Annotated in this window: 21 protein-coding genes and 2 pseudogenes; 11 read left to right on the forward strand and 12 right to left on the reverse strand. The window is 57.3% G+C overall.

What is annotated here, in order from left to right:
- The first annotated feature begins 45 nt into the window (after window positions 1-45).
- The 3 genes from ABLV30_RS11995 to ABLV30_RS12005 are packed head-to-tail and all read left to right on the forward strand — an operon-like array spanning window position 46 to window position 3,201.
- Window positions 46-2,685: a YdbH family protein gene (locus ABLV30_RS11995; protein ID WP_042945052.1), complete on the forward strand. Its 2,640-nt coding sequence runs from the start codon at window positions 46-48 to the stop codon at window positions 2,683-2,685.
- Window positions 2,685-2,870: a YnbE family lipoprotein gene (locus tag ABLV30_RS12000; RefSeq protein WP_004121063.1), complete on the forward strand. Its 186-nt coding sequence runs from the start codon at window positions 2,685-2,687 to the stop codon at window positions 2,868-2,870. The genes ABLV30_RS11995 and ABLV30_RS12000 overlap by 1 nt, the downstream gene beginning before the upstream one ends.
- Window positions 2,871-2,877: 7 nt before the next feature.
- Entirely contained in the window at window positions 2,878-3,201 is a 324-nt protein-coding gene (locus ABLV30_RS12005) for a YdbL family protein (protein ID WP_014838317.1), read from the forward strand.
- Here the strand turns inward: ABLV30_RS12005 and feaR are convergent, their stop codons facing one another.
- Complete coding sequence (gene feaR / locus ABLV30_RS12010; RefSeq protein WP_025107961.1) at window positions 3,202-4,110, reverse strand: transcriptional regulator FeaR; 909 nt, start codon at window positions 4,108-4,110, stop codon at window positions 3,202-3,204.
- A 235-nt stretch (window positions 4,111-4,345) separates the two neighbouring features.
- Between feaR and ABLV30_RS12015 the strand changes: the two genes are divergently transcribed.
- Complete coding sequence (locus tag ABLV30_RS12015; protein WP_025107960.1) at window positions 4,346-5,845, forward strand: aldehyde dehydrogenase family protein; 1,500 nt, start codon at window positions 4,346-4,348, stop codon at window positions 5,843-5,845.
- A 156-nt stretch (window positions 5,846-6,001) separates the two neighbouring features.
- Here the strand turns inward: ABLV30_RS12015 and ABLV30_RS12020 are convergent, their stop codons facing one another.
- The 4 genes from ABLV30_RS12020 to ABLV30_RS12035 are packed head-to-tail and all read right to left on the reverse strand — an operon-like array spanning window position 6,002 to window position 10,012.
- Window positions 6,002-6,733, reverse strand: coding sequence for a class II aldolase and adducin N-terminal domain-containing protein (locus ABLV30_RS12020; protein WP_025107959.1), 732 nt, complete (start codon window positions 6,731-6,733; stop codon window positions 6,002-6,004).
- Window positions 6,734-6,737: 4 nt separating this feature from the next.
- The gene (locus ABLV30_RS12025) at window positions 6,738-7,568 is read right to left on the reverse strand and encodes an ABC transporter substrate-binding protein (RefSeq protein ID WP_064381163.1); all 831 of its coding nucleotides are present in this window, start codon (window positions 7,566-7,568) and stop codon (window positions 6,738-6,740) included.
- 23 nt (window positions 7,569-7,591) lie between these two features.
- On the reverse strand, window positions 7,592-8,464 hold the full coding sequence (locus ABLV30_RS12030) for a phytanoyl-CoA dioxygenase family protein (protein ID WP_049082366.1): 873 nt from the start codon (window positions 8,462-8,464) through the stop codon (window positions 7,592-7,594).
- Between the two features lie 27 nt (window positions 8,465-8,491).
- Entirely contained in the window at window positions 8,492-10,012 is a 1,521-nt protein-coding gene (locus ABLV30_RS12035) for an amino acid ABC transporter permease/ATP-binding protein (RefSeq protein ID WP_046877242.1), read from the reverse strand.
- A gap of 487 nt (window positions 10,013-10,499) precedes the next feature.
- Here ABLV30_RS12035 and ABLV30_RS12040 point away from each other — a divergent pair, with 487 nt between their 5' ends.
- From ABLV30_RS12040 to ABLV30_RS12065, 6 genes and pseudogenes are all read left to right on the forward strand, one after another.
- On the forward strand, window positions 10,500-11,417 hold the full coding sequence (locus tag ABLV30_RS12040) for a LysR substrate-binding domain-containing protein (protein ID WP_009653045.1): 918 nt from the start codon (window positions 10,500-10,502) through the stop codon (window positions 11,415-11,417).
- A 169-nt stretch (window positions 11,418-11,586) separates the two neighbouring features.
- On the forward strand, window positions 11,587-12,846 hold the full coding sequence (locus tag ABLV30_RS12045; protein ID WP_025107957.1) for an NAD(P)/FAD-dependent oxidoreductase: 1,260 nt from the start codon (window positions 11,587-11,589) through the stop codon (window positions 12,844-12,846).
- A gap of 23 nt (window positions 12,847-12,869) precedes the next feature.
- Window positions 12,870-13,304: a RidA family protein gene (locus ABLV30_RS12050; protein ID WP_064358482.1), complete on the forward strand. Its 435-nt coding sequence runs from the start codon at window positions 12,870-12,872 to the stop codon at window positions 13,302-13,304.
- Complete coding sequence (locus ABLV30_RS12055) at window positions 13,301-13,975, forward strand: DUF1028 domain-containing protein (protein WP_014229145.1); 675 nt, start codon at window positions 13,301-13,303, stop codon at window positions 13,973-13,975. The genes ABLV30_RS12050 and ABLV30_RS12055 overlap by 4 nt, the downstream gene beginning before the upstream one ends.
- Window positions 13,968-15,137, forward strand: coding sequence for an acetylornithine deacetylase (gene argE / locus ABLV30_RS12060; protein ID WP_064358481.1), 1,170 nt, complete (start codon window positions 13,968-13,970; stop codon window positions 15,135-15,137). The genes ABLV30_RS12055 and argE overlap by 8 nt, the downstream gene beginning before the upstream one ends.
- Window positions 15,138-15,160: 23 nt before the next feature.
- Window positions 15,161-15,976: pseudogene (locus tag ABLV30_RS12065) on the forward strand (phytanoyl-CoA dioxygenase family protein).
- Between the two features lie 108 nt (window positions 15,977-16,084).
- Here the strand turns inward: ABLV30_RS12065 and ABLV30_RS12070 are convergent.
- Window positions 16,085-16,398 (reverse strand): annotated as a pseudogene (locus ABLV30_RS12070) (DUF4158 domain-containing protein); the annotation flags it as partial.
- A gap of 378 nt (window positions 16,399-16,776) precedes the next feature.
- On the opposite strand from ABLV30_RS12070, the gene ABLV30_RS12075 reads away from it, so the two are divergent.
- Window positions 16,777-17,574, forward strand: coding sequence for a hypothetical protein (locus tag ABLV30_RS12075; RefSeq protein ID WP_064375766.1), 798 nt, complete (start codon window positions 16,777-16,779; stop codon window positions 17,572-17,574).
- 351 nt (window positions 17,575-17,925) lie between these two features.
- On the opposite strand, the gene ABLV30_RS12080 is transcribed toward ABLV30_RS12075, so the two are convergent.
- The 6 genes from ABLV30_RS12080 to ABLV30_RS12105 form a co-directional block, all read right to left on the reverse strand.
- On the reverse strand, window positions 17,926-18,462 hold the full coding sequence (locus ABLV30_RS12080; RefSeq protein WP_265799758.1) for a dihydrofolate reductase family protein: 537 nt from the start codon (window positions 18,460-18,462) through the stop codon (window positions 17,926-17,928).
- Window positions 18,463-18,534: 72 nt separating this feature from the next.
- Window positions 18,535-19,653: an aspartate-semialdehyde dehydrogenase gene (gene asd, locus ABLV30_RS12085; protein ID WP_025107953.1), complete on the reverse strand. Its 1,119-nt coding sequence runs from the start codon at window positions 19,651-19,653 to the stop codon at window positions 18,535-18,537.
- Between the two features lie 373 nt (window positions 19,654-20,026).
- Complete coding sequence (locus ABLV30_RS12090; RefSeq protein ID WP_032749315.1) at window positions 20,027-20,827, reverse strand: hypothetical protein; 801 nt, start codon at window positions 20,825-20,827, stop codon at window positions 20,027-20,029.
- 110 nt (window positions 20,828-20,937) lie between these two features.
- Window positions 20,938-21,861 (reverse strand): HlyD family secretion protein, encoded by a 924-nt coding sequence (locus ABLV30_RS12095; RefSeq protein WP_265799761.1) that lies wholly within the window; start codon window positions 21,859-21,861, stop codon window positions 20,938-20,940.
- Window positions 21,858-22,073 carry a DUF1656 domain-containing protein gene (locus ABLV30_RS12100; protein ID WP_014229155.1) on the reverse strand — a complete coding sequence of 72 codons (216 nt, stop codon included), beginning with the start codon at window positions 22,071-22,073 and terminating at the stop codon, window positions 21,858-21,860. Before ABLV30_RS12100 ends, ABLV30_RS12095 begins: the two co-directional genes overlap by 4 nt.
- Window positions 22,063-24,102, reverse strand: coding sequence for an FUSC family protein (locus tag ABLV30_RS12105; protein ID WP_265799763.1), 2,040 nt, complete (start codon window positions 24,100-24,102; stop codon window positions 22,063-22,065). Before ABLV30_RS12105 ends, ABLV30_RS12100 begins: the two co-directional genes overlap by 11 nt.
- Window positions 24,103-24,121 lie beyond the last annotated feature (19 nt).

The raw sequence follows: 24,121 nt of genomic DNA on the forward strand, positions 1-24,121 counted from the left end.
GGCCTCTCGGCTTTTACTTATTTCGAATCAGGATATTAGCTGCCCATGAAGGGTAAATATAAAGCCGCCATCGCGCTATTATTAGCCCTCGTGCTGCTACCGCTGGCTTTGCTATTAACGCTCACCCACTGGGTGCCCACGCTGGCAGGTATCTGGCTACCGGCGGGAACCCGAATCTCACTTAATGAAAGCCCGCGACTGACGCGCTCCGCGCTGCGTATTCCGGATCTGCGCTACCTGGTCGGCGACTGCGAAATCGCGCGCGTCGCCAATGCCTCGCTCTCGCGTCCCAGCCGCTGGCGTTTACATATCAGCGAGCTGGATATAAACAGCGCCTGCCTGAACAAGCTCCCGGAAAGCGAAGCCGCGCCGGGGGCGCCGAAAACCCTCGCCGAATGGCAATCAATGCTCCCTTACAGCTGGCTGACGATTGACAATCTGCGCCTGTCGCCGTGGGAGAAATGGCAGGGGCGGCTGGTGATGTCGCTAACGCCGCAGCAGCAGGATATCGGCTATGCCGGTAAAGAGGTTACCCTCCAGGCGCGGCTGCGCGGCCAGGCGCTGACGGTCAGCGATTTTTCCGCGCGTCTGGTGGAAGACCAGGCGCCGGTGAAGCTGGTGGGCGAGTTTCAGATGCCGCTGGTGCCGGACGGTTTGCCGGTCGACGGCCACCTGTTCAGCACCTTTGAATTTCCACAAACCCCCGGTCTTGTCGATGCCGAGCTGGAGTGGCAGAAGAACCGCGGGCAGCTGCTGGTCACGCCGCGCGGTGAAGTGGAGCCGATGCTTGACCTGCCGTGGGAAATCACCCCGGATCGTATCGTCATCAGCGATGGCCGCTGGCACACCGAATACGCTGGCAACGCCTTGAGCGGCCGGGTTGCGCTTTCGCTGGGCAACTGGCAGCAGGGCACCGAGCAGATGCAGGTCAGCGGGCGTCTTAACGTGCTCACTCAGGGCCAGGCCGGGAAGGGCAACGCCGTGCTGAATATCGGCCCCGGTAAGCTGAGCATGGACAGCAGCGACATGCCGCTACAGCTGACCGGCGAGGCCAAGCTCGGCGATCTGATTTTTTATGCCCGACTGCCCGCGCAGCTGAGCGGGCCGCTTACCGCGCCGGTGCTCAATTTTCACCCCGGCGCGCTGCTGCGTTCGCGCGGGCGGGTCATCGATTCGTTGAATATCGATGAAATCCGCTGGCCTCTGGCGGGCGTTAAAGTGACGCAACAGGGCGTTGATGGTCGCTTGCAGGCTATTCTACGGGCCCATGAGCAGGAGATGGGGGATTTTATCCTGCATCTTGATGGCCAGGCCGACAACTTTATGCCCGACCGCGGCCGCTGGCAGTGGCGCTACTGGGGCGATGGCCATTTCACCCCGATGCAGGCGCGCTGGGATGTTAAAGGCGCGGGCGAATGGGTTGATAGCGCCATTGTGCTCAACAGCCTGTCGACCGGTTTCGATAAGCTGCAGTATGGATCCATGCTGGTGAGTACCCCGCGCCTGACGCTGGAAAAACCGATCCACTGGCTGCGCGATGAGCAGCATCCCAAGCTGACCGGCGCGCTGTCGCTGGATGCCGGGAAAACCACCTTCAGCGGCGGCAGCGAACTGCCGCCGTCAACGCTTAAGTTCAACATTGATGGCCGCGATCCGACCTGGTTCCGGTTCAGCGGCTCCCTGCATGCGCAAAAAATTGGCCCGGTGCGCGTTACCGGGCGCTGGGACGGCGAACGTCTGCGCGGTGAGGCGTGGTGGCCAAAACAGTCGCTGACCGTTTTCCAGCCGTTGGTGCCGCCGGAGTGGAAGATGAACCTGCGTGAGGGAACGCTCTACGCGCAGGTGGCATTCTCTGCCGCCGCCGAACAGGGCTTCGAGGCGGGCGGTCACGGTGTGCTCAAAGACGGCAGCGCCTGGATGCCGGATAACCAGATCAACGGCGTCGATTTTGTGCTGCCGTTCCGCTTTAGCGACGCCACCTGGCAGCTTGGCACCCGCCATCCGGTATCGCTGCGCATCGGCGAAGTCGTCAACCAGTTCACCGCGCGCAATCTGACGGCGGATCTCCAGGGCGCCTGGCCCTGGAGTGAAGACGCGCCTTTACAGTTGAGCAACGTCAGCGTCGATATTCTCGGCGGCAAGCTGACCATGCAGCAGCTGCGGATGCCGCAGCACGATCCGGCGCTGCTGCGTCTGCAAAACATCTCCAGCAGCGAGTTAATTAGCGCGATTAAAGTGAAGCAGTTCGCCGTGTCCGGCCCGTTTAACGGCGCGCTGCCGCTGTGGCTGGATAACGATAAATGGATTATCAAGGACGGCTGGTTCAGCAATCCGGGGCCGATGACGATGCGTCTTGATAAAGACACCGCTGACGCGCTGGTGGCCGACAACGTCTCCGCCGGGGCGGCCATTAACTGGCTGCGCTATATGGAAGTGGCCACCTCGTGGACGCGGATCAACCTCGATAACCTCGGCGTACTGACGCTGAAGGCGACGATTAGCGGCACCAGCCGGGTAGAAGGCAAAAGCAATACGGTGCACTTAAACTACTCCCATGAAGAGAATATTTTTGACCTGTGGCGCAGCTTGCGTTTCGGCGACAATCTGCAGGCGTGGCTGGAGCAGAACGCCAGGCTGCCCGCGCCGCGCTGTCAGGACAGTCATACCTGTAAGGAACAACAATAATGATCAAACTATTCGCCGCCTTTCTGGCCACCGCGCTGCTGGCGGGCTGTACGCCGCGTATTGAAATCGCGGCATCGAAAGAGCCGATCACCATCAATATGAACGTCAAAATTGAGCATGAAATTCATATCAAGCTGGATAAAGACGTTGAGAATCTGCTCAAATCGCGTAGCGATCTGTTCTGAGGCGATGATGAGAATACGACTGATAACCGCCGCGCTGGCGCTGGTGCTGTTCAGCGCTCAGGCGCAGGCCCTGACCCTGAATGAGGCTCGCCAGCAGGGGCGGGTCGGCGAAACCCTCAACGGCTATCTTGAACCGCTGCGTCAGGATAAAGAAACCCTTGAGCTGGTGAAACAGATCAACGCCGCCCGCAGCGACAGCTATCAGCAGCTGGCGGATGACAATAATCTACCGGTGGATCAGGTGGCGAAAATGGCCGGTCAGAAGCTGGTCGCCAGGGCGCAGCCGGGCGAGTACGTGAAGGGCCTTAACGGCAAATGGCTGAAAAAATAGCTATCGGCAGCGCTTGCGATACTCCCCCGGCGAGACGCCGAAGCGCTGCTTAAAGGCGGTGGAAAAATGGCTATGATCGCTGAAGCCCCAGCTGTAGCCGATCCCCGCCAGCTTTTCGTCATCATGGGCGCTTTGCAGCGCGCGGGCGCACAAATCGAGCCGACGATTCTTGATATATTGCGCCACCACCAGCCCCTTTTCCGCAAACAGCCGATAGAGGCTGCGCACCGACATGCCGGTTTCGCTGGCCAGCCACTCCGGGCGCAGATGTTCCGCCTGAATCGACTCATCGATTAACGCCATGATTTTCTGAAACTGCTTATCGCGCCGGGACGGCTGGGCCTCCTGATGATGCAGCATCGGGCGCAGCAGGCAGACGATGGCCTCCAGCGCCGCTTTGCTTTCGCTGGCCGAGAGTTCAGGGCTGTTCATGCTTTCATGCAGCAGGCGCTGGCTGAGCTGGACCATCGGCAGGCTTTTCGCCAGCCGGGTAGCGATGCTGATTTCACTGCCGCGCAGCTGTTGCTCCAGCAGCGATCTTGGCAGCAGCAGGGAGGCCTGACGCGAGGTTTGCTGCCAGATAATTGAACAGGGACGAGACGCGTCAATCAGGGTGATATCGCCGCTTTCCAGCATCGCCTGGCGGCCATCCTGCTCGATCGTTGCCTGGCCCGCGAGCTGGAAGACGGTATAAAACCAGGCGTCGTTATCGCGCTGGATCTCTTGTCGGGTGCGGTAAAGATTAATGCCGCAGGCGGTCACCGTGCTGACTTTCAGGTCGCCGGCATAGCTGGCGTCGATCTCACCGTGGAAATTATCAGCCAGCGGACGGGCGGCAAACTGCCCGCAGACCTGATTGATTTTTGCTAACCAATGCTGGTAGTTCTGCCCACGATTTGCCGTACTCATCGCGCATCCCTTGTAATAATAATGTTTTTGCATTGTTGCACTTATGATGCCGGAGGCAAGGGTCAACGGCGGAGTATATGAAAGAACTATTACCTGCTGCACATTTTCTGTCCGCCTCATCAACTTAATTGCGGCGCCTGTCACAGCGGCAACAGCGAATGTCACAGAGAAAAAAGCGTGAATCGCGACCCCGGCATAAACTGAAACCACTATCCGTGAACAATAAGGAAGGGGTATGTCCACATCACAGGTCGCGCTACTCGCCAGCGTGCAGCAGTTTTTAGACAGACAGCATGGGTTGTATCTTGACGGTGCGCAGCAGGCGGCAGAGAGCGAAAAGCGCTTAACCGTCTGGGATCCGGCCACCGGTCAGGCTATCGCCAGCACCGCGGATGCTAACGCCGCGGATGTCGATCGGGCGGTGATGTCCGCCTGGCGCGCTTTCGTTTCCCGCAGCTGGGCAGGGCGGACGCCCGCCGACCGCGAACGGATCCTGCTGCGTTTCGCCGATCTGGTGGAGCAGCACGGCGAGGAGCTGGCGCAGCTGGAGACCCTTGAACAGGGGAAATCGATTAACATTTCCCGCGCCTTTGAAGTGGGCTGCACGCTGAACTGGATGCGCTATACCGCCGGACTGACCACTAAAATCAGCGGCCGCACCCTCGACGTATCGATCCCCTTCCCGCAGGGCGCACGCTATCAGGCGTGGACCAAAAAAGAGCCGGTGGGCGTGGTGGCCGGGATCGTGCCGTGGAATTTCCCGTTGATGATCGGCATGTGGAAAGTGATGCCCGCGCTGGCGGCTGGCTGCTCGATCGTCATTAAGCCGTCGGAAACCACGCCGCTGACCCTGCTGCGGGTAGCGGAACTGGCAACCGAGGCCGGCGTACCGGACGGCGTTTTTAACGTGGTGACCGGCAGCGGCGCCGGGTGCGGCGCGGCGCTGACCTCGCATCCTCAGGTCGCCAAGGTGAGCTTTACCGGATCGACCGCTACCGGTAAACAGATTGCCCGCGTGGCCGCTGACCGACTGACCCGGGTCACGCTGGAGCTGGGCGGCAAGAACCCAGCCATCGTGCTGAAAGATGCCGATCCGCAGTGGGTTATTGAGGGATTAATGACCGGTAGCTTTCTGAATCAGGGGCAGGTGTGCGCCGCCAGTTCGCGAATTTATATCGAAGCGCCGCTGTTCGATACGCTGGTGAGCGGCTTCGAGCAGGCGGTGAAGTCGCTACAGGTCGGGCCCGGTATGCTCGAGAGCAGCCAGATTAACCCGGTGGTATCGCAGGTGCATTGCGCAAAAGTGGCGGCCTATCTTGATGAAGCCCGTCAGCAGAAGGCAGAGCTGATTAGCGGTAACGTGGGGCCGAATGCGCAGGGCTACTATATTGCGCCAACGCTGGTGATTAATCCCGACGCCGGGCTGCGCCTTAGCCGGGAAGAGGTTTTCGGTCCGGTGGTGAACCTGGTACGCGTGGCCGACGGGGAAGAGGCGCTGCGCCTGGCCAACGACAGCGATTTTGGCCTGACCGCCAGCGTCTGGACCCGCGACCTGAGCCAGGCGCTGAGCTATACCGATCGCCTGCAGGCGGGGACGGTGTGGGTCAACAGCCATACGCTGATCGACGCCAACCTGCCGTTCGGCGGCATGAAGCAGTCCGGTACCGGCCGCGATTTCGGCCCCGACTGGCTGGATGACTGGTGCGAAACAAAGTCGGTCTGCGTGCGCTACTAGCCGCCTTTTCCCCGGTGGCGGCTGGCGCCTTACCGGGGCTACAAGCGCGTAACTTGCGGATTCTGTCGCCAGTCCTGCGGCAAAATCCGCGCCTCGATACCTCAAATCCGGCTTATCTCCGTATGCCCGGTGGCGCCTTTCTCCGGGAGTAAACCGTCACTCCAGCAAGGACGGGTCGGCGTCGATCATCATCTGCTTCATCTCTGCAAAATGCTGGCGTGAAAAGTCGGCGATCCCCTCCCAGTCCTGCGCGGTTTTCTCCGCCACCGCAGCGGAGAGCACTTTCAGCGGCTGCCCCGTTGACCAGGCGGTCACCAGAATCTGGCAGGCGCGCTCCAGAGTCCAGATATCATCGAAAGCCTCGCCAATCGACGGTGCGGTCACCAGTACGCCGTGGTTGCCCATCAGCAGCCGGCGCTTGTCGGCCAGCAGCGACGCCAGACGCGCGCCTTCCGCCGTGGTGTCCGCCATGCCGCCGTACAACCTATCGACGGCTACCCGATTGAAATAGCGCGCCGTGTTCTGATCGATCGGCGGGATATGCGGCGTCTCGAGGCAAGCAACGCTGGTGGTATACACCGGATGCAGGTGCAGTACCACCCGCACCTCCGGCAGGCGCTGGTGGATCTGCCCGTGAATCGCCCACGCCGTGGCGTCCACGTCCGCTCGCCGGGCGCAGGCTTCATCATCGGCGTCCAGCAGCAGCAGGTCGCTGGCGCGGATGCGCGAAAAGTGTTTCCACTTCGGATTCAGCAGGAATTTTTTGCCGTCCGCCGAGATGGCCGCGCTAAAGTGGTTGGCCACCGCTTCGTGCATCCCGAGATGGGCGATGATGCGAAAGGTCGCCGCCAGGTCGATACGCGTCTGTTCTTCATAAGAGCGGGCCATATGATTACTCCGCTTTCGGCATCAGGGTCTGCAGATCCTCTGGCGTCGGGGCCTGGAAGTTATATTTCTTCAGCAGCGCGGCGTATTCCGGCGTCGCGCTGTATTTCTTCAGCCCTTCCTCCAGCGCGGTTTTCACTTCGCTATTGCCTTTTTTCACCCCAAAGCCATTGAGCACCGGATAAATTAAGGTTTCGGAAGAGATGGTCACCCGATCGCCAAGCTTATCAATCACGCCGCGCGCCACCGCCGCATCGGTGATTTGCGCCTCAACCGCCCGCGAGAGCAGCGCCTGGGTGGTTTGCGGGTCTGTGGTGTATTCACTGAGCGCTATCGGCTTCAGGCCCTTTTTCACGCAGTAGTCGGCGGAGAGCTTTTGCAGCTGCGCCAGCCATGACGTCGCCCCCATTGAACCAATTTTGTGGCCGCAAAACTCTTCCGGCGTTTTCGGCTGATAGTCGCTGCCTTTCAGCGCGAGGATCGCTTCGCCGCTTTTCAGATAGGGCACCATATCGATAACCTTCAGACGCTCGGCGGTGATGTACATTGACGAGTTGGTGATATCGAAGCGTCCGCCCTGCAAGCCCGGAATCAAATTCGGAAACCGGGTATCAATATTCACCGCCTCGCGGCCCATGGTTTTCGCCAGCCCGGCAAGAAACTCGATATCGAACCCGGCGGGCTTGTTGTTTTCCATATATTCATACGGGAAAAAGGTCATATCCGAACCGGCGGTGATTTTCCCCGGCTGCTGGAAGGCCTGGGCGCTAAAGGACGACAGGGCGCCAGCGGTGCAAAGGAGCAGGGCAGCAGGGCGGAAAGCTTTAAAACGTTTCATACAACCTCCAGAGAGTGGGCAAATTACATGCTGGCGCGATCGGTACCGGCCTGCTGGACGAAAAAGGATGCGCCGCGCGGTTTTTGCGGCAGGCGTAAATGATTCACGGTACTGCGCACCAGGCCGCTCTCTTCCCCGGCAACCATCTGCCCGGCGTGCGCGCTGGGCAGCGGATTTTCGCCGTACGGCAGGGCATCTTCCGCCGCGTAGACGCTGATAAACAGCGTCCGCGGCAGGTCGGTTTCATTGGGGCTGGAGGCGTGGAGCAGACGAGTATGCATAAAGCACACCGATCCCGCCGGGCCAAAACAGGCCTGCGGCTGCTGGCAGTGGGTCGCTTCAACCTCCCGATCCACGGCGCCGGTAAAACGATCGTTTTGCCAGTGGGACCACAGCGGTCCCCGATGGCTTCCCGGCACCACGTTGAGCGGGCCGTTCTCCGGCGTCACTTCGCTGACCATCAGCAGGGCGGTGATGATGTCGTCATTGCTGTGGGGGGTAAACAGAAAATCCTGGTGCCATTTCACCTGCGTGGCGGTGTGCGGCAGCTTGGAGTTGATTTTGCTGTGATGGAAGCGGGTCCCGCTGCCGCCGATCAGCTGGCCGGCAATCGCCGCCATTCTCGAATCAAGCGCGGCGTGGCGGTAGGCGGCGGAAATCTCCGTGGGGGAACTCACACGGCGCAGCGACGGATGATGGGGCGCGTGATCGCTTTCGAGGTCGAAACGCGGCCGACCGTCCAGGGTTTCGCCCCACACCTCGCTATGCTGTCGGCTCTCTTCGACCCAGGCGTCGAAATCGGCCTGCAGCAGCGCGACATCCTCGGCGGAAAGCACCTCTTCGACAACCAGAAAACCCTGCTGATGAAACTGTTCGATTTGCCACTGCGCGATCATATTTTTCTCCTTTCGGGAACGGAGGCGTTAAGCCAAAGAGACATCTTTCAGGAAGGCGTCCACGCGCGGATGCTGGCCGTCGCGCATTGCCTGAGGCGTGTCGTCGCAGACCACGCGTCCTTTTTCCATAAACACAATTCGATCGGAAACCTTAAAGGCGAAGTTCATTTCATGGGTGACGATCACCATGGTGATGCCTTCATGGGCCAGCGATTCGATAACCTGCAGAACCTCGTTAACTTTTTCCGGATCCAGCGCCGAGGTGGGCTCATCGAACAGCATAATTTGTGGGCGCATCATCAGGGCGCGGGCAATCGCTACCCGCTGCTGCTGGCCGCCGGAAAGCTGATGCGGATATTTCCACGCGTGTTCCAGCATGCCGACTTTATGCAGCAGTTCGCAGGCGTGCTGCTTCAGCTCGCCTTCGCTGGCCAGATGGTGATAGCGCGGCGCCAGCAGCAGGTTGCCGAGTACGGTCAGGTGGGGGAACAGGTTGAAGCTCTGGAAAACCATGCCGATATTCTGGCGATGCTCGCTGTTCTCCATAAAACGCGGCTTCTGCTGCCCCTGGCGGTCAAGGTGAATAAAAGGCTGGCCGTTGATTTTGATCTCGCCGTTATCAATCTGCTCAAGGCCGTTCAGCAGGCGGATCAGCGTGGTTTTACCGGAGCCGGACGGGCCGATGACGGAGACCACTTCGCCGGGCTGAATTTGCAGGCTGACGGCGCCCAGTACTTCGACATTGTTATAGGCTTTATGCAGCTTTGACGCCTGTAGCGCCGGTTCCTGCGCGACGCTAACGCTGCGGGCCATTGCCGGACGCCGCGCGGTAGCCAGCTGCTGCATTTCTTCATCCACCGGTCGCGTGGTCTTACGCTGGGTGACGTCGAGCCAGGTCTCGAGGCGCTTAAGCAGGAAATCAAACACCGTGACGATCAGGATGTAGTAAAACGCCACAGCCGCCATGGTCTCCATGACGAGGAAATTCTGCGAATAGAGCCGTTGGCCGACCATTAAGATCTCGGTCAGGGAGATAACCGACACCAGCGAGCTGAGCTTGACGATGGCGATATACTCATTAGCCAGCGCCGGCAGGGCGACGCGCAGCGCCTGCGGGATCACCACACGCCACTGGGTGCCGGCATAGCGCAGCCCGAGCGCGCGGGCGGCTTCGCTCTGTCCTTTCGGAATCGACAGCAGTCCGCCGCGATGAATTTCAGCAATATAGGCGGCTTCGCTCAGCACCATCGCCAGCAGTCCGGCCCAGAACGGGTCGTTCAGCACCGGGGCGAAGGAGGGCAGCGCCTGCGGCATGTTGTAGACAAAAATCAGCAGCACCAGCAGCGGCATGCTGCGAAACAGCCAGATATAGAGGCGGGCAGGCGCGTTAAACAGCTTGCGCGGCGACTGTTTGGCCAGCGCCAGAATAAACCCCAGCACAATACTGAAAGCCCAGGTCAGCAAACTTAATTTGATGACGGTCCAGGTGGCCTGCCAGAAATCGATATCGCTGAGCAGGCTTAACATATAGTTCCAGTTAAACGTCATGGGCTATTTCACTCGCCATAATTAACGGAAATTAAGGCGATTCCCCTGTTCTAAAATGGGGAGCCGCCGGCGTTCATCTTGCCATGACACTATGCTGGCACTCTTCGACCGGTGGCAATTAGTAAATTTTTGGCCTTTAAGTTTAAAAAAACTATACAGCTATATTAACCTCAGGGAATTTAACGCAATTAATGAGAAACAGCATTGAAACAACTTAAAAACAATCACCCTTATTTTTAAACCTGATTTTTCGTAAAATGACAATTTGTGCAATATTGGGGCGCGCCGCGGGCGAATAAGGTGCAGGGCGATGCTTTATGGTGCAATACGCGAAATCAGGCAAAAAAAGAGGGCGGGTTATTAAATAGAAACGGCGGCTATTTGCCGACGAGGTAAAGCGCAAACGGCATGGCACGATGCTTGCAGGCTGCTTATCGTAAAACTAAGCCCGTTCGTAATAAGACAATATTTTATCAATGGTGAAGCGATGAACCGATTTACCCTCAAACAGCTTAAATATTTCGTGACGGTGGTGGAAACGGAGAGTATCGCTGAGGCTTCCCGTCAGCTGCACATTGCCCAGCCGTCGATCTCTATTGCGATTAAAAACCTCGAAAGTACCTTCGACCAGCAGCTGTTTATTCGTCACCACGCGCAGGGCGTATCCCTGACCTCAAGCGGGCGGCGCTTCTACGATAAAGCCAAAGAGCTGCTGCGGCTGTCCTATGAGTTTGAGCAGAACTCGCGGGCGGATAAAGAGCTGGTATCCGGGACGATTTCCGTCGGCTGCTTTGAATCCGTCGCGCCGCTGTATATGCCAAAACTGGTAGCGGGATTTAAAAAAATGTATCCCGAAATTACTCTCCAGCTCTACGACGGCGAACAGCATGAACTGATGCACGGTCTGCACCGCGGGCGCTTCGATCTGGCGCTGGTCTACGACCTGGAGCTGGGTCACTCCATTCATAAAGAGCTGCTGAACGCCCCGCATAAACCCTATGCTTTGCTGCCCGCTTCTCATCCGCTGGCGCAGAAAAAATGCGTCACGCTCCAGGAATTAAGCCGGGAACCGATGATTTTGCTCGATGCGGTCCCCAGCAAAAACTATTTTGTCTCGATATTTAAAGAGAAAGGTTATCACCCGGAAGTGGCCTACAGTTCGCCGTCCATAGAAATGGTGCGCTGTATGGTCGGGCAGGGATTAGGCTTTTCGGTACTGGTTACCCGTCCGCTGTGCGATATGACCTATGACGGCGAAAAGCTGGTGCAGCTGGATATTGCCGACGAAATGCCCGCATCGACATTAATTATGGCGCATCTTGCCAATAATGAACCCACGCGTCCGACGCAGCTATTTATGGATTATTGCCGCAGCATAGAATTAACGCCGCATCAGCACGCGTAATTTAATTAACGCGGCCGAAAGCGTTATTTTTTTGTCGCGTCATTCAGCCTCGTAAATTTCTATTCAGACGATCGTTTTATAATAATTTACCATTTCATCACACTTACTTAACCTGAGTTCTGTCAATCCCGGCGGATAAGCCGGACAACCGTGCTTGAAGGACACAGATATGACAGAGCAGATTACAGAGATCGATACCCTGGTGGTAGGCGCGGGGCAGGCGGGCGTCGCCATGAGCGAGCATCTGACGCATCACGGCATTCCGCATCTGGTGCTGGAAAAAAAGCGCATCGCTGAGGCCTGGCGCAGCGGCCGCTGGGATTCGCTGGTGGCCAACGGCCCGGCCTGGCACGATCGGTTTCCCGGCATGACCTTTCCCGGCTGCGACGCCGACAGCTTTGTCGCCAAAGAGCAAATCGCTGACTATTTCGCCGCGTATGCCAAAACCTTTAATGCACCGATCAAAACCGGCGTTGAGGTCTTTAGCGCCGAGCGCTTAAACGGCCGTCCGGGGTTTCGCGTGGAAACGTCACTGGGCGTGATTGAGGCGCAGCGTATCGTCGCCGCTACCGGGCCGTTCCAGCGCCCGGTGATACCGGCCATCGCGCCGCAGGATAGCGCTGTACAGCAGATTCATTCTGCGCACTATTTCAACCCGCAGCAGCTTCCGGAAGGCGGCGTGCTGGTGGTTGGCGCGGGGTCGTCCGGCGTGCAAATCGCCGATGAGCTCCGCCGGGCGGGGCGCGCGGTATGGCTCTCCGTCGGCGCGCACGATCGCCCGCCGCGCCGCTACCGCCAGCGCGATTTTTGCTGGTGGCTGGGGGTGTTAGGGCTGTGGGATGCGGCGGCCAATCAGCCCGGCAAAGAGCACGTGACGATTGCGGTCAGCGGCGCGCGCGGCGGTCATACCGTTGATTTTCGCCAGCTGGCGCACCAGGGAATTACCCTGGTCGGACAGACGCACGGCTTTACCGAGGGCAAAGCCGTTTTCCGTGCCGATCTGGCGGACAACATTCGTCTCGGCGACGCCTCCTATCTGGCGCTGCTCGACGCCGCGGATGAGTATATCGCTCGCAACGGGCTGTCGCTGCCGGAAGAGCCGGAAGCGCGCTTTTTCCTGCCCGACCCCGATTGCCTGACCCAGCCCCTCACCGAGCTCGACCTGGCAGCCGCGGGGGTGAGCTGCATTATCTGGGCTACCGGCTATACCACCGATTACCGCTGGCTGAAGGTCAACGCCTTTAATGAACAGCAGCGCCCGCAGCATCATCGCGGCGTTTCCAGCGAACCGGGCGTCTATTTCCTCGGTCTGCCGTGGCTCTCCCGCCGTGGCTCAACCTTTATCTGGGGCGTCTGGCACGATGCGAAATATATCGCCGATCAGATTGCCATTCAGCGCCAGTATCAACGCTATCAACCTTCCTGCTAATGCCTGATTTGAGGACGCAACCTATGCCAACCCATACCCGTATTCGGATGTTTAACACCAAAGAAACCTATCCCACTCAGACACTCAATAACGATCTGTGCCAGGCGGTGCGCGCGGGAAACACCGTGTACGTTCGCGGTCAGGTGGGTACCGATTTTGACGGCAATTTGATCGGCCTGGGCGACCCGCGCGCCCAGGCAGAACAGGCGATGAAGAACGTTAAACAGCTGCTGGAAGAGGCCGGCAGCGATCTGACGCATATTGTGAAAACGACGACCTATCTGATCGACCCGCGCTACCGCGAACCGGTGTACCAGGAAGTGGGGAAATGGCTCAAAGGCGTGTTTCCCATTTCGACCGGCGTGGTGGTATCGGCTCTCGCGCAGCCGCAGTGGCTGATGGAAATTGACGTTACGGCGGTGATCCCTGACGACTGGCATGCGCAGGAGGCACCATGACCCTCTCTATTTCCGCCCTGTGCCCGGAGTCGGGTCAACTGGGCATTGCGATTAGCTCATCCAGCATTGCCGTCGGCGCCCGCTGCCCGTGGCTGCTGGCGGGCGTTGGCGCGGTGTCCAGCCAGAACATCACGCTGCCCGCGCTCGGACCGCAGATCCTTGCCGGGCTTGAGGCGGGACTCACGCCGCAGCAGGCCCTGACGCAGGCGCTGGGCGAAGACCGGTTTAGCGATTATCGCCAGGTGGCGGTCATCGACGCCAGCGGCGAGAGCGCCGTGTTCAGCGGCGAGCATACGCTCGGCATCTGGCAGCTGGCGCAGGGCGAGAACTGCGTGGCGGCGGGGAATATGCTGGCCAACCCGCAGGTGATTACCGCCATGACGGCGGCGTTCGAAGCCGCCAGCGGCGAACTGGCCAGTCGCCTGATCGCGGCTTTGCAGGCGGGTATCGATGCGGGCGGCGAAGCCGGGCCGGAGCACTCGGCGGCGCTTAAAGTCGTGGAGGATTACGCCTGGCCGGTGGTGGATTTACGCGTCGACTGGGCGGAAGAACGCCCGGTAGCGGCGCTGGAAGCGCTGTGGCTGGCCTACGAGCCGCAGATGGAAGCGTACATCACCCGCGCGCTTGACCCGCGCGAAGCGCCGACCTACGGGGTGCCGGGCGATGAATAACCGCGTGCGTGAGATCCTCGGCGCGCTGCTGGCGTTTGATACCACCAGCCGCGAGTCGAATCTGGCGCTGATTGCCTGGATCGGCGACTTTCTGCGCGCGCGCGGCGTGGCGTCGCAGCTGTTTTATGACGACGAAGGGCGCAAGGCAAACCTCTATGCCCGCCTTGGGCCAACCGGCCCCGGCGGGGTGATGCTCTCCGGCCATACAGACGTGGTGCCGGTGGATGGTCAGGCGTGGACGGTGCCGCCGTTCGCCCTTACCGAACGCGACGGGCGCTACTACGGTCGCGGCAGCGCGGATATGAAAGGGTTTATCGCCTGCGTGCTGGCGTCGCTGGAGGCGTTTCTTGCCGCGCCGCTGCGGATGCCGCTGCACCTGGGGTTCTCTTATGATGAGGAGGTTGGCTGCCTGGGCGTGCACAGCCTGGTGGATTTTCTCCGCGCCTCCGCCGGGAAACCGGCGCTGTGCATTATCGGCGAGCCGACCGACATGCGCCCGGTCTACGGCCATAAAGGCAAGCTCGCGGTGCGCTGTCGCGTGGAAGGGCACGCCTGCCACTCGGCCTACGCCCCGGAAGGGGTTAACGCGATCAGCTATGCGGCCAGGCTGATTTCCCGGCTGGACGCGCTGGGTGAAAGCCTTGCGCAGCAGCAGGATAGCCGGTTTTCGCCGCCCTCGGGCACGCTGCAGGTGGGGACGATTCACGGCGGCGCGGCGCTGAATATCGTTCCGCAATCCTGCTGGTTCGACTTTGAAATTCGCTATTTACCCGGCACGCGCCCGCAGGCCGTGACCGACGCCCTGGGCGATTATGCCCGCGAGCAGCTGCTTCCGGCGATGCGCAAGGTGGCGCAGCGCAGCGATATTCATTTCCAGACGCTGAGCCACTATCCGGGGCTGCTGAGCGACCCGCAGTCAGAGTTCGCCCGCTGGCTGGCGCAGTGGTGCGGCAGCGACGATTTCACCACCGTCGCCTACGGCACCGAAGGCGGCCTGTTTGACGAGGCGGGGGTCGCGACGCTGATCTGCGGGCCGGGCAGCATGGCTCAGGGCCACAAGGCGGACGAATATATCAGTATCCCCCAGACCGAACGCTGTATGGCGATGCTGGAAAACCTTTGCGCCTGGATGCGCGCCGATCCCTCCGATTCTCTTCGCTGATTTATCAACACAGGATGGCGACTATGCAAAACCCGAACTCCCCGCTTATTGATCAACAGACCGTCGACCGCTAGCAGGCCGACGGCGTCGTGCTACTTAAAGGCGTGTTCACGCCGTGGATCGAGAGCCTGTCGCGCGGCGTCGCCGCGCTGATGGCGAACCCCAGCGAGTACGGTCACGCGCGAACGGTGATCCCCGAGGACGGCTCGGCGCCGTTTTTTCAGGACTATTGCAACTGGCAACGAATCCCGGAATTTCGCGATTTTGTTTTTCAGTCGCCAGCGGCGGAGATCGCCGCGGCGCTGATGGGGTCGCAGACGGCGAAGTTTTTCCACGAGCACACGCTGGTGAAACAGCCCGGCGGCAGTACGGTAACGCCATGGCACCACGATCAGCCCTATTACTGCGTGGAGGGGCGGCAGAATGTCAGCCTGTGGATTCCGCTCGATCCGGTAGCGGAGGCGATTTCGCTGCGCTGTATTCGCGGTTCCCATCGCTGGGACGATGAGTTCAGCCCAACGCGGTTTAACGGTTCAAAGCTCTATTCCCATTCGCGCTTTAAAGAGCTGCCGGACATTGATGCCCATCAGGAGGATTACGATATCGTCAGCTGGGCGCTGGAGCCGGGCGATGCGGTCGCTTTTCATTTCCGCACGCTGCATGGGGCAAAGGGCAATTCAACCGCCCGCGCGCGACGGGTATTTTCCGCCCGTTGGGTAGGGGATGATGCGACATTCGCCGAACGCGGCGGCGTGACGTCGCCGCCGTTTCCGGGGCTTAAGCTTCGCAACGGAGAGCCGCTTGTCGCCGATGAGTTTCCGCAGGTCTGGCCGCGGTAGCGTGCCCAACCACGTTGCGGATAGATGTTTTTACTCTACGACTGAGGGGATCCAAAGCCCATTCCCTCTTCTTTTTCTGGTTGTTCCAGTTGCCAACCAGCTTGTCATAAGTTCGATTGAATGCTCACAATGGGTCGTATCCCTGCCGCAAAGGTAAGCGGGCCAGAGGTTCCCTGTGAGTTTTAACCTGTTGGCGATATGCTTCAGTAGCGCATCAGAGGGGGGGGTATCCGGGGCAAAGCCGAAATTTTTCAGATAGCAAAGAAGGACGGCAAAACCAAAACGGCTGGCGGGTTTATGTTGACCACTTATAAGGCCAGATCATGCTTACTGAATGTCCCACTTGGACTGCGTTAATTCATCGTATGGCAATGCGAGTAATGATTCTCTTCCGACAGAGAAAAAATATGCCTCCTTGCCATATAGTTTCCCTAATAAATTATTCGATTTCTTATTTTTAACAAAAATGGTTATCGCATCAGGGTAGGCCTAATTGCGATAGGTAAACCCATTCAATAAATAGCTTGCTGAATAACACTATCATAATACTGAATGCCCCTAAAAGATCATTGCGACTTATATTTCAGCGTGATTATATTCGCATAAATGATTAATCATTAAGAATTGATCGGTTTTTATAATATATACGCTAAATTTAAGATCCTTATCACATTTTAAACGTTCTTCCACGGGCATCATTATTAATGAAGGCCGTACCCGAATCATAAGGATATGTAGCATATTACATATTTTTGGCGTTTCTATGCCTTCTGTCATATATCTATTAATGAGGGGGATTTATGATTATTGAAAAATTAGTCGGAGCTGATATTTGTAAAACTGTTAATGCAGGTTCCGTCCCGTTGGATTCATACACTTTCGCATCACCTGCACTCACAAAAAATGCAGGTGGTAATTTTATGGCTGCGAGTAACGGTGATACTGAGAAGGAAGCCCAATTCCGAATGAACCAAACGGGAAATATATTTTATGTGTCTACTACACCGGAACTTACTCACAGGACTAAAGATCTATTTGATAGTGTCACAGTATTGTTCGCTGCCATGACCGCAGCGCTTCATGAGACAAAAAAATCATTATTCGATTATGAAGCATGGAGTAATTTAATCGGTGGATCTGGATTTTTTGTTGAAGTGCAAAAGACCAGAAACATGATGACCATTAAAAACAGCGGTGTTACCGTTAACACTCAGATTATTCAGCAGCTTCTTCCTGGTTTAAGTGGCGGCAGCGCTATGGAGATTGCAAAAGGTGTACTGAGTGCAGTAAATGGTGAGTTTCAGGCGGTTGAGCGCGATGAAAATGCCAAACTTGGCCACATCCTTTTCATCTGTGAAGAGCTTTTCGGCGCTCCAAGCGTGACCGTACGCTTGTTCTTTGCGTCAAAAAAATCGCACAGTGCAATCACACAATCGCCGTGCCACAAATCTGTCACTACAACCTTTGAACAATTGCAGGAGTCCAATACGTTCCTGTTTGTATCACCGGACACTATAGCTAAATACGCCAAACTATTCACTGAGCAACCGGAGGAATATACGAACTTAATCGGTCGCCTTAAAGAATTGATTAAATAAGTCAACACAGAAATCCACGATAGGCTGTGAATCAACAGCCTATAATGATACTGAATCGCCACGGGTTTAACAGACCGACCCCCTGCGTCAGTGTGAAAAATATTAAGTAGTTCAGAAACGAATTACGTGGAAAACAATATGGTTATGGTCGCCCGAAAATAGTGAGGCAGGACTGAGGAGATGTCATGGAAGTTTACGATCTGTTTGGTTACCGGCTCTGCTTCTGTTAAAGCTAATTTGCGCTGTTCAATGCAAAGGGAGTAGCCAGAGGTATCGCAAGAACAAGGTAAGTACCGCTGGCAGGGCGGCACTGTTGCTTTAGCGTAGGCCGCCGTCAGGTTTATAGGCCGTTTATGACGTCAGCCGATAGTGCGACTGCACCAGTCCCGAAGGGAAGTTGCGGCTTGATAACAGCGTCAAATCGATATCCCTGGTCAGGGATCCGAACAATGGTTTTCCCGAACCAAGTAGGACAGGAACGGTCGTGATAACGATATCGGCGACCAGACCTTCGCGCAGGAACGACTGTATTACCTGCCCGCCATCCAGATAGACGCGATGCGCGTTTTGCGCCGCCAGGTCAGCAAGCACTTCGCCCGGCGTGCGGCTCGAGAGCTGCACTTTGCCCTTCAGCGCCTCGGGAATGGCGGTATCGGTTAGCTGTCGGGAGAGAACCAGTACGGGTCGATCGTAAGGCCATTGGTCAAAAGTCAGCGCCTTCTCATAGCTCCCCCGGCCCATAACGATCCAATCTTTGTCCGCGATGAATGCGGCATAGCCATGATCTTCTGTCGGGTCATCGCGCTGCAACAGCCAGTCGATATCGCCATCATGTCGGGCGATATAACCATCAAGACTAACCGCGATAAAAACATGTGTGGTGACCATCAAGTGCTCCGTATTCAGCTTGTATCTATGCCGTTGAGTTTAGGGAGAGGTGTTTTGTCCACATAATATGATTCACGCTTTGCCAGCCAAAATATTCAACATGCGGCGTAATGGTTCCGCTGCTCCCCACAATAGCTGATCGCCAACCGTCAGGACCGAGTAGATAGGTTCATTGTTTAGCGACATTTTCTTGTAACGACCAATACCCACCTTAAGCGAACCGCTGATACAGGCCGGTGTCAGGGTACGGACACTCTCTTCCTTGTTATTGGGCACATAGTTAACCCAGGGGTGGGAATTCATCACTAATTCGGCAAATTCCTCTTCGTTGACTTCACGCTTGAGCTTAAGGGTTATAGCAGCGCTGTGGCAGCGGATCACGCCGACGCGTATGCATAAGCCGTTTACCGGGATCGTACCGGGAGACAGGCCTAAAATTTTGTTGGTTTCCGCCTCACCTTTCCATTCTTCACGGCTGTTGCCATCGCCTAAATCGCTGTCAATCCAGGGAATGATGCTGCCCATCAAAGGTGCACCGAAGTTCTGGGTCGGCATATCAGCGCTGTTAATCAATTCACTGACCTTATTAACTAACGGAAGCACTGAACCTGAGGATGCCAGCTCATCCGGAGATAAATGGCGGCTTATGTAAGCACTTTGCGCAATGAGTTCCCGTACATACTGTGCACCAGCACCCGATGCGGACTGGTAGGTCATCACACTCATCCATTCGATCAAGTCAGCCTTTATCAACCCAGCCAGCCCCATAAGACTCAGCGTAATGGAACAGTTGCCGCCGACAAAAAGTTTAATACCTTCTTTAATTGCACGATCGATATTGTTGCGGTTGACGGGGTCGAGAATAATGCAGGCTTTCTCATCCATCCGTAGCGCTGAGGCCGCGTCAATCCAGTAGCCTTCCCAGCCATGGTTAAGCAAAGCAGGGTATATTGCTTTGGTATAATCCCCGCCCTGGCAGGTTATGATGATGTCCATTTCGGCCAGCGCACTTACGGAATTAGCATCTTTAAGTGTGTAGCTGACGCCATCAATGACAGGACCGGCGGCTCCTGCACTGGAGGTGCTGAAAAAATGCGCTGATATATTGTCGAAGTCGTTCTCTTCGATCATTCGCTGTAGCAAAACAGAACCGACCATTCCTCGCCAACCAACAATGCCAACCTGCTTCATTTGCTTAACCCTAATTACGTTATGAGAATGTTAATTTTCTTCGAGGCACGTTATATCTCATTCCAAATTAAAGGTCATTACGAACAACATCCGATTCCGTCATTATTAAAATGTTTCATATAGCATCAGCGATTTTTATCTCTTCCATAGCTAAAAATCCATTGCAAGTATTTGATATGAAATCAATAATATTCAGGTCGATATCCTGCGGTATTCGCGTTTAAAGGAAAGAACAGGCTTAAGACATCCGCTTCTGGCATATAGCTGCCAGACTCAACAAAGCCAGGGTTTGCAATGAGGAGGAGCGGGCCTTCAATGATGTGTATCAGACTCTCTTTTACATTCCGGCCACTTAAGCGGCCGGAAGTAGCGTTTAAACCCGTTCAGAATACGCTTTCAGCATGGCAAGGAGCGCCCGTCGTGCCGCATCGTCCGCGATATTTTCAGGCAGCGCATCAGCGCGGAGATTGATATAAGCGTCAACCGCCTTGCTGATGGCGATGCTGACGGAGTCACGATCGTGCGTGGCCAGCGTGGAGGTCAGCAGGCCCTCAGGATCGATATTGTGGCATTCAATGCGGCGAACCCCACGCTGCGGTAGATTGGCGCGGCGGTACAGCATCGGTCCCAGCACTTGCTCCCGGAAGAATGACAGCATACCCATCGCTTCGAAAAGTTCGCCCCTTCCCAGTTTAACCACCGCATAATGAAGCCAGATCCAGGCTCGGGACTCAAACCACTCCGGCGTCATGTCAGGCCACTGGGCCCGAAATTGTGCCAGATGTCGCTCCAGGGCATGGCGATCGCGAGAAAATAACACTACCGGCTCCTCAACGCGTTGAGTGAGCATGTCCAGGGTGACAAATTTCAGATCGACATGGAGGAGTTCAGGGCCATACAGGCATATCAGCAGGCGAGGCTCTCCGACATGTTCCCCGGTGAACGCATGCAGCAGGTTGCCTGCTGTTCCGGCGAACGCCACACGCTGCGCCATGATTTCATCGTAGTAGAGAGGGTCTACTACAACGACAAAATCCAAATCGGAGTATTTATCAAATCCGCCATGAATAAGCGATCCGCCCCCGAGCAGGGAGTGAATCCGGGCGTCAGACTGAACGTTAAGCTTGAGTTGCTCTGCAAAACTTCTGTGTAAATCGGGTAACGTACTAAGCATACTTTTTCCTGTTCACAAAAAATACAAAGCATTACAGAATATCGAGTTCGGTGTATTCGGGCCAGATATTTTTGCAGGAAGCGTCGTTTCCTCATTGAGTCTCGGGTCCACTATGGGTGGATAGCCTGAGCCACGTAGCCCGATCCTCCGCTACGCCCGCCGTCAGGGCTTTCAGGCAGGATAGAAACGCTGGCGGATAGTCCCGCCACCAGTTCAATCCCTTCCGGTATCTTATCTAACTGAATACGAACGGGGACTCGCTGCGCAAGTCGCACCCAGCTGAAGGTGGGATTGACATCCGGCAGCCCCAGCCCGCCGGTCTCGTCATTGCTATCATCGATCCCCCGGCCGATACTCTCCACGTGCCCGGTGATGAGCGAGTCAAACCCCATCAGCGAAATGTGTGCGGCGCTTCCGACGCGAATATGACGCAGCTTAGTCTCTTCAAAATAGCCCACCACCCAGAAACTGTGCGCATCGACCACGGCGATCTTTGTCTCTCCCGCCGCGGCGTAGTCGCCGGGGCGGAGCCGAAGATGCGTCACGTAGCCGGTAACCGGTGCGCGCACCGTTGTATGGGATAAGTTCAGCTGCGCCAGTTCCAGCGCAGCCAGCGCCCCCTGATAATTGGCCGCCGCGACGCGCGCTGCGCTGCCTGTTTGCTGGATATCCTCGCCGGAAATGACCCCTTTGATGAGCGCGCGTCGCCGGGCGGCATCCTGGCGCATCAGCATTTCATGACGTTTTGCTTCGACGTCGGCCTGCGCGCTGAGCACCGCCAGCTTCAGCCAGCGCGGGTCGATGGCATAAAGCACATCGCCGCGGTTAACCCACTGATTATCCCGCACCGCCACGCTGCTCACCGGCCCGGAAACATCCGGCGCAATCTGCACCACATCTGCCCGAACCCGGCCATCGCGCGTCCAGGGCGTCTGCGTATACTGTTTCCAGAAAATAAACGCCACGCAGGCCGCTACCGCTACTGCGATTAACGTCAGCGCGTAACGGCCCAGCAAAGAGAAAAAAGATTTCATGCGAATAACCCCAGTGTGGTCAGGCCCTGCAAAAGCAGGAAAAAGGTCACGATATAGGTTGAAACATCAAGCAGCGGGCGTAAGGGCAAGCGGCGGTAAAGCCTGCTGCAGGAGAAAAGCGGTACGAGTAACAGCGTACAGACCAGGGCAATGAGCGCGGTCAGCAGCAATCCGGGGATAAAAACGCCCCCGATATTGATGTCATTTATCATGGGTGGGTTCCTCGTTCTGCGTCCGTAACGCGCAGTGCAGATCGACCAGTCGGTCGACAAACTGGCATGATTGTTCATCCCTCGCGGGCAAGCAGCGGTTCGCCATGGCGGCAATGCGCTCGCGTAAGGCTTCGGTCTCCGTTGTGCGGGTAAGACGAGAAAGCACCTCGTGGATATCGCTGCCGGCGGGCGTTTCGCAACGGCGCAGGCGCATCACGCAGAGGCCAATGCGCAGAAAGTGCACCAGGCGATCGAGCGCCCGGGCGGAGGACTGCCCGCTGCGCGGCAAGCGTGGTAGCAGCAGGGCGGCCCGGTCGATCATCAGATTGGTCCAGTGCGTTTCATCGCCTTTAAATACGCCGCTCACGCTGCGGCGAATATCGCGTTGGCACAGTTTCAGCAGACGCTTTATCGCCGCGTCCGCCTGTACGGTTTGCAGCAGACTCATGCCGATAACCGCAAAGCCGGTCGCGAAAAACAGGGCGATCGCGGTGTTGGCCGCGTCGGCGAAGTCGCCGCTGTAGCGCGCGCCCAGCTCGCACAGTACCGGCAGCGTCAGGGTGATCCCCATGGCCATAAAGGTCGTGGGGGGCCGCGCCTGCAGCGATCCGGCAAGCAGATAGACCGGGGCAAGCACCGCCACCAGCACGGGGAAATCGCTGAGCGGAGGAAGCAGGGCGAAGCTATAGATAAGGCTTATCACTACGCCCCAGACAGAGCCGATAATATATTTCACAATATGCGGGGCCGGCGTGTCGAAACTGCCAAACAGCGTGCAGCAAACACCAAGAATTGACACCGCCGTGCCGCCATCGGGCCAGGCAGAGTAAATCCATAGCAGACAGCCGCTCAGAATGATGACAAAAGCGCCCAACGCCGTGCGGGCGGCGCTGAGGGGATCGCGATGGAAAACGTATCCTGTCGCCGCACGATCTTCCGCCTGCGCTGGCGCAGGCCTGGCGTGATGAATGGTCTCCGAAAGCCGCTCACACTGTTGCAGGAGGGTAATCAACTCAGCGATGTAGCGTAAGAAATTTACCCGCAGCGCATCTTCAAAGGTCCGCGCCTGCGCCGCGAGCCGCTGCGCTAACTGCGCGCTGCGCTGGTGCAGCGCTTCTGCGGCGTTTTTGCGTTGGCCGGTATCGTCGCAGGTCAGCCAGACCTGCACGTCATTCAGTAGAGCCTGCATCGCGGCGGGCATCTCGGCGATGATCTGCAAACGATCGCGCACTTCGCCGTTGACAATCACTAACCGCGCCAGCCTGTCATGGAGCGCTTTCCTGGCCTGGCGGGCCGGAACCAAAAGGGCAAAATCATACGGGATATGGTGGCTGATACCCTGCAGAAACTGTAGCGCCAGCGCCAGATGCAGCGGCTCTGACTGCGCGTCGGCCTTGCCTGCCAGGGTGTCGGCAATCCGCTGGCGCGCGGCGTGCAGCGTCTGGGCTAATTTGCTGTTGAACAGCCCTGATATCCGGGCAGGTAAAATGTAGCGGTGAATCAGCGCGGCGCAGACGATACCGATCGCGATTTCCTGTACCCGGATGAGGGCGATGTTAAACACCGTGCCGGGATCGGCGACGGCGGGAAAACCAATCAGGCTTGCGGTATAACCGGCCAGCACAAAGGCATAGGCGCGGGGCGTGCGTTCAAGCAGGGATAAATAGAGGCAGAAGGTGATCCAGCCTGCCAGAATCACGCTACATAGAATTGGCGTATTCACAAACGTCGGCACAATCAATACCGTGGCCCCCGCGCCGGCCACGGTACCGGCCAGGCGATAAAGGCTTCTGCTCAGGGACGCGCCCACCGAGGTTTGCGACACGATGTAGACGGTGATGATGGCCCATGAGGGCCGTTCAAGGCCAATCGCCAGGGCAACGTAATAGGCGAGCATCGCGGCGGCAAAACTCCTGACGGAATAGAGCAGGGCATGGGCGTCGCTCAGCAGCGAGGGAGAGGCTATGCGGCCTGACCAACGGCTTATCGCGTGTAAAAAACGGCTGTGATGGGAAGTTAATGTGCTCATGCCGGGAATTATTCCCGCT

The sequence above is a fragment of the Klebsiella sp. CN_Kp113 genome, assembly GCF_040064585.1.
Classification (GTDB): Bacteria; Pseudomonadota; Gammaproteobacteria; order Enterobacterales; family Enterobacteriaceae; genus Klebsiella; species Klebsiella michiganensis.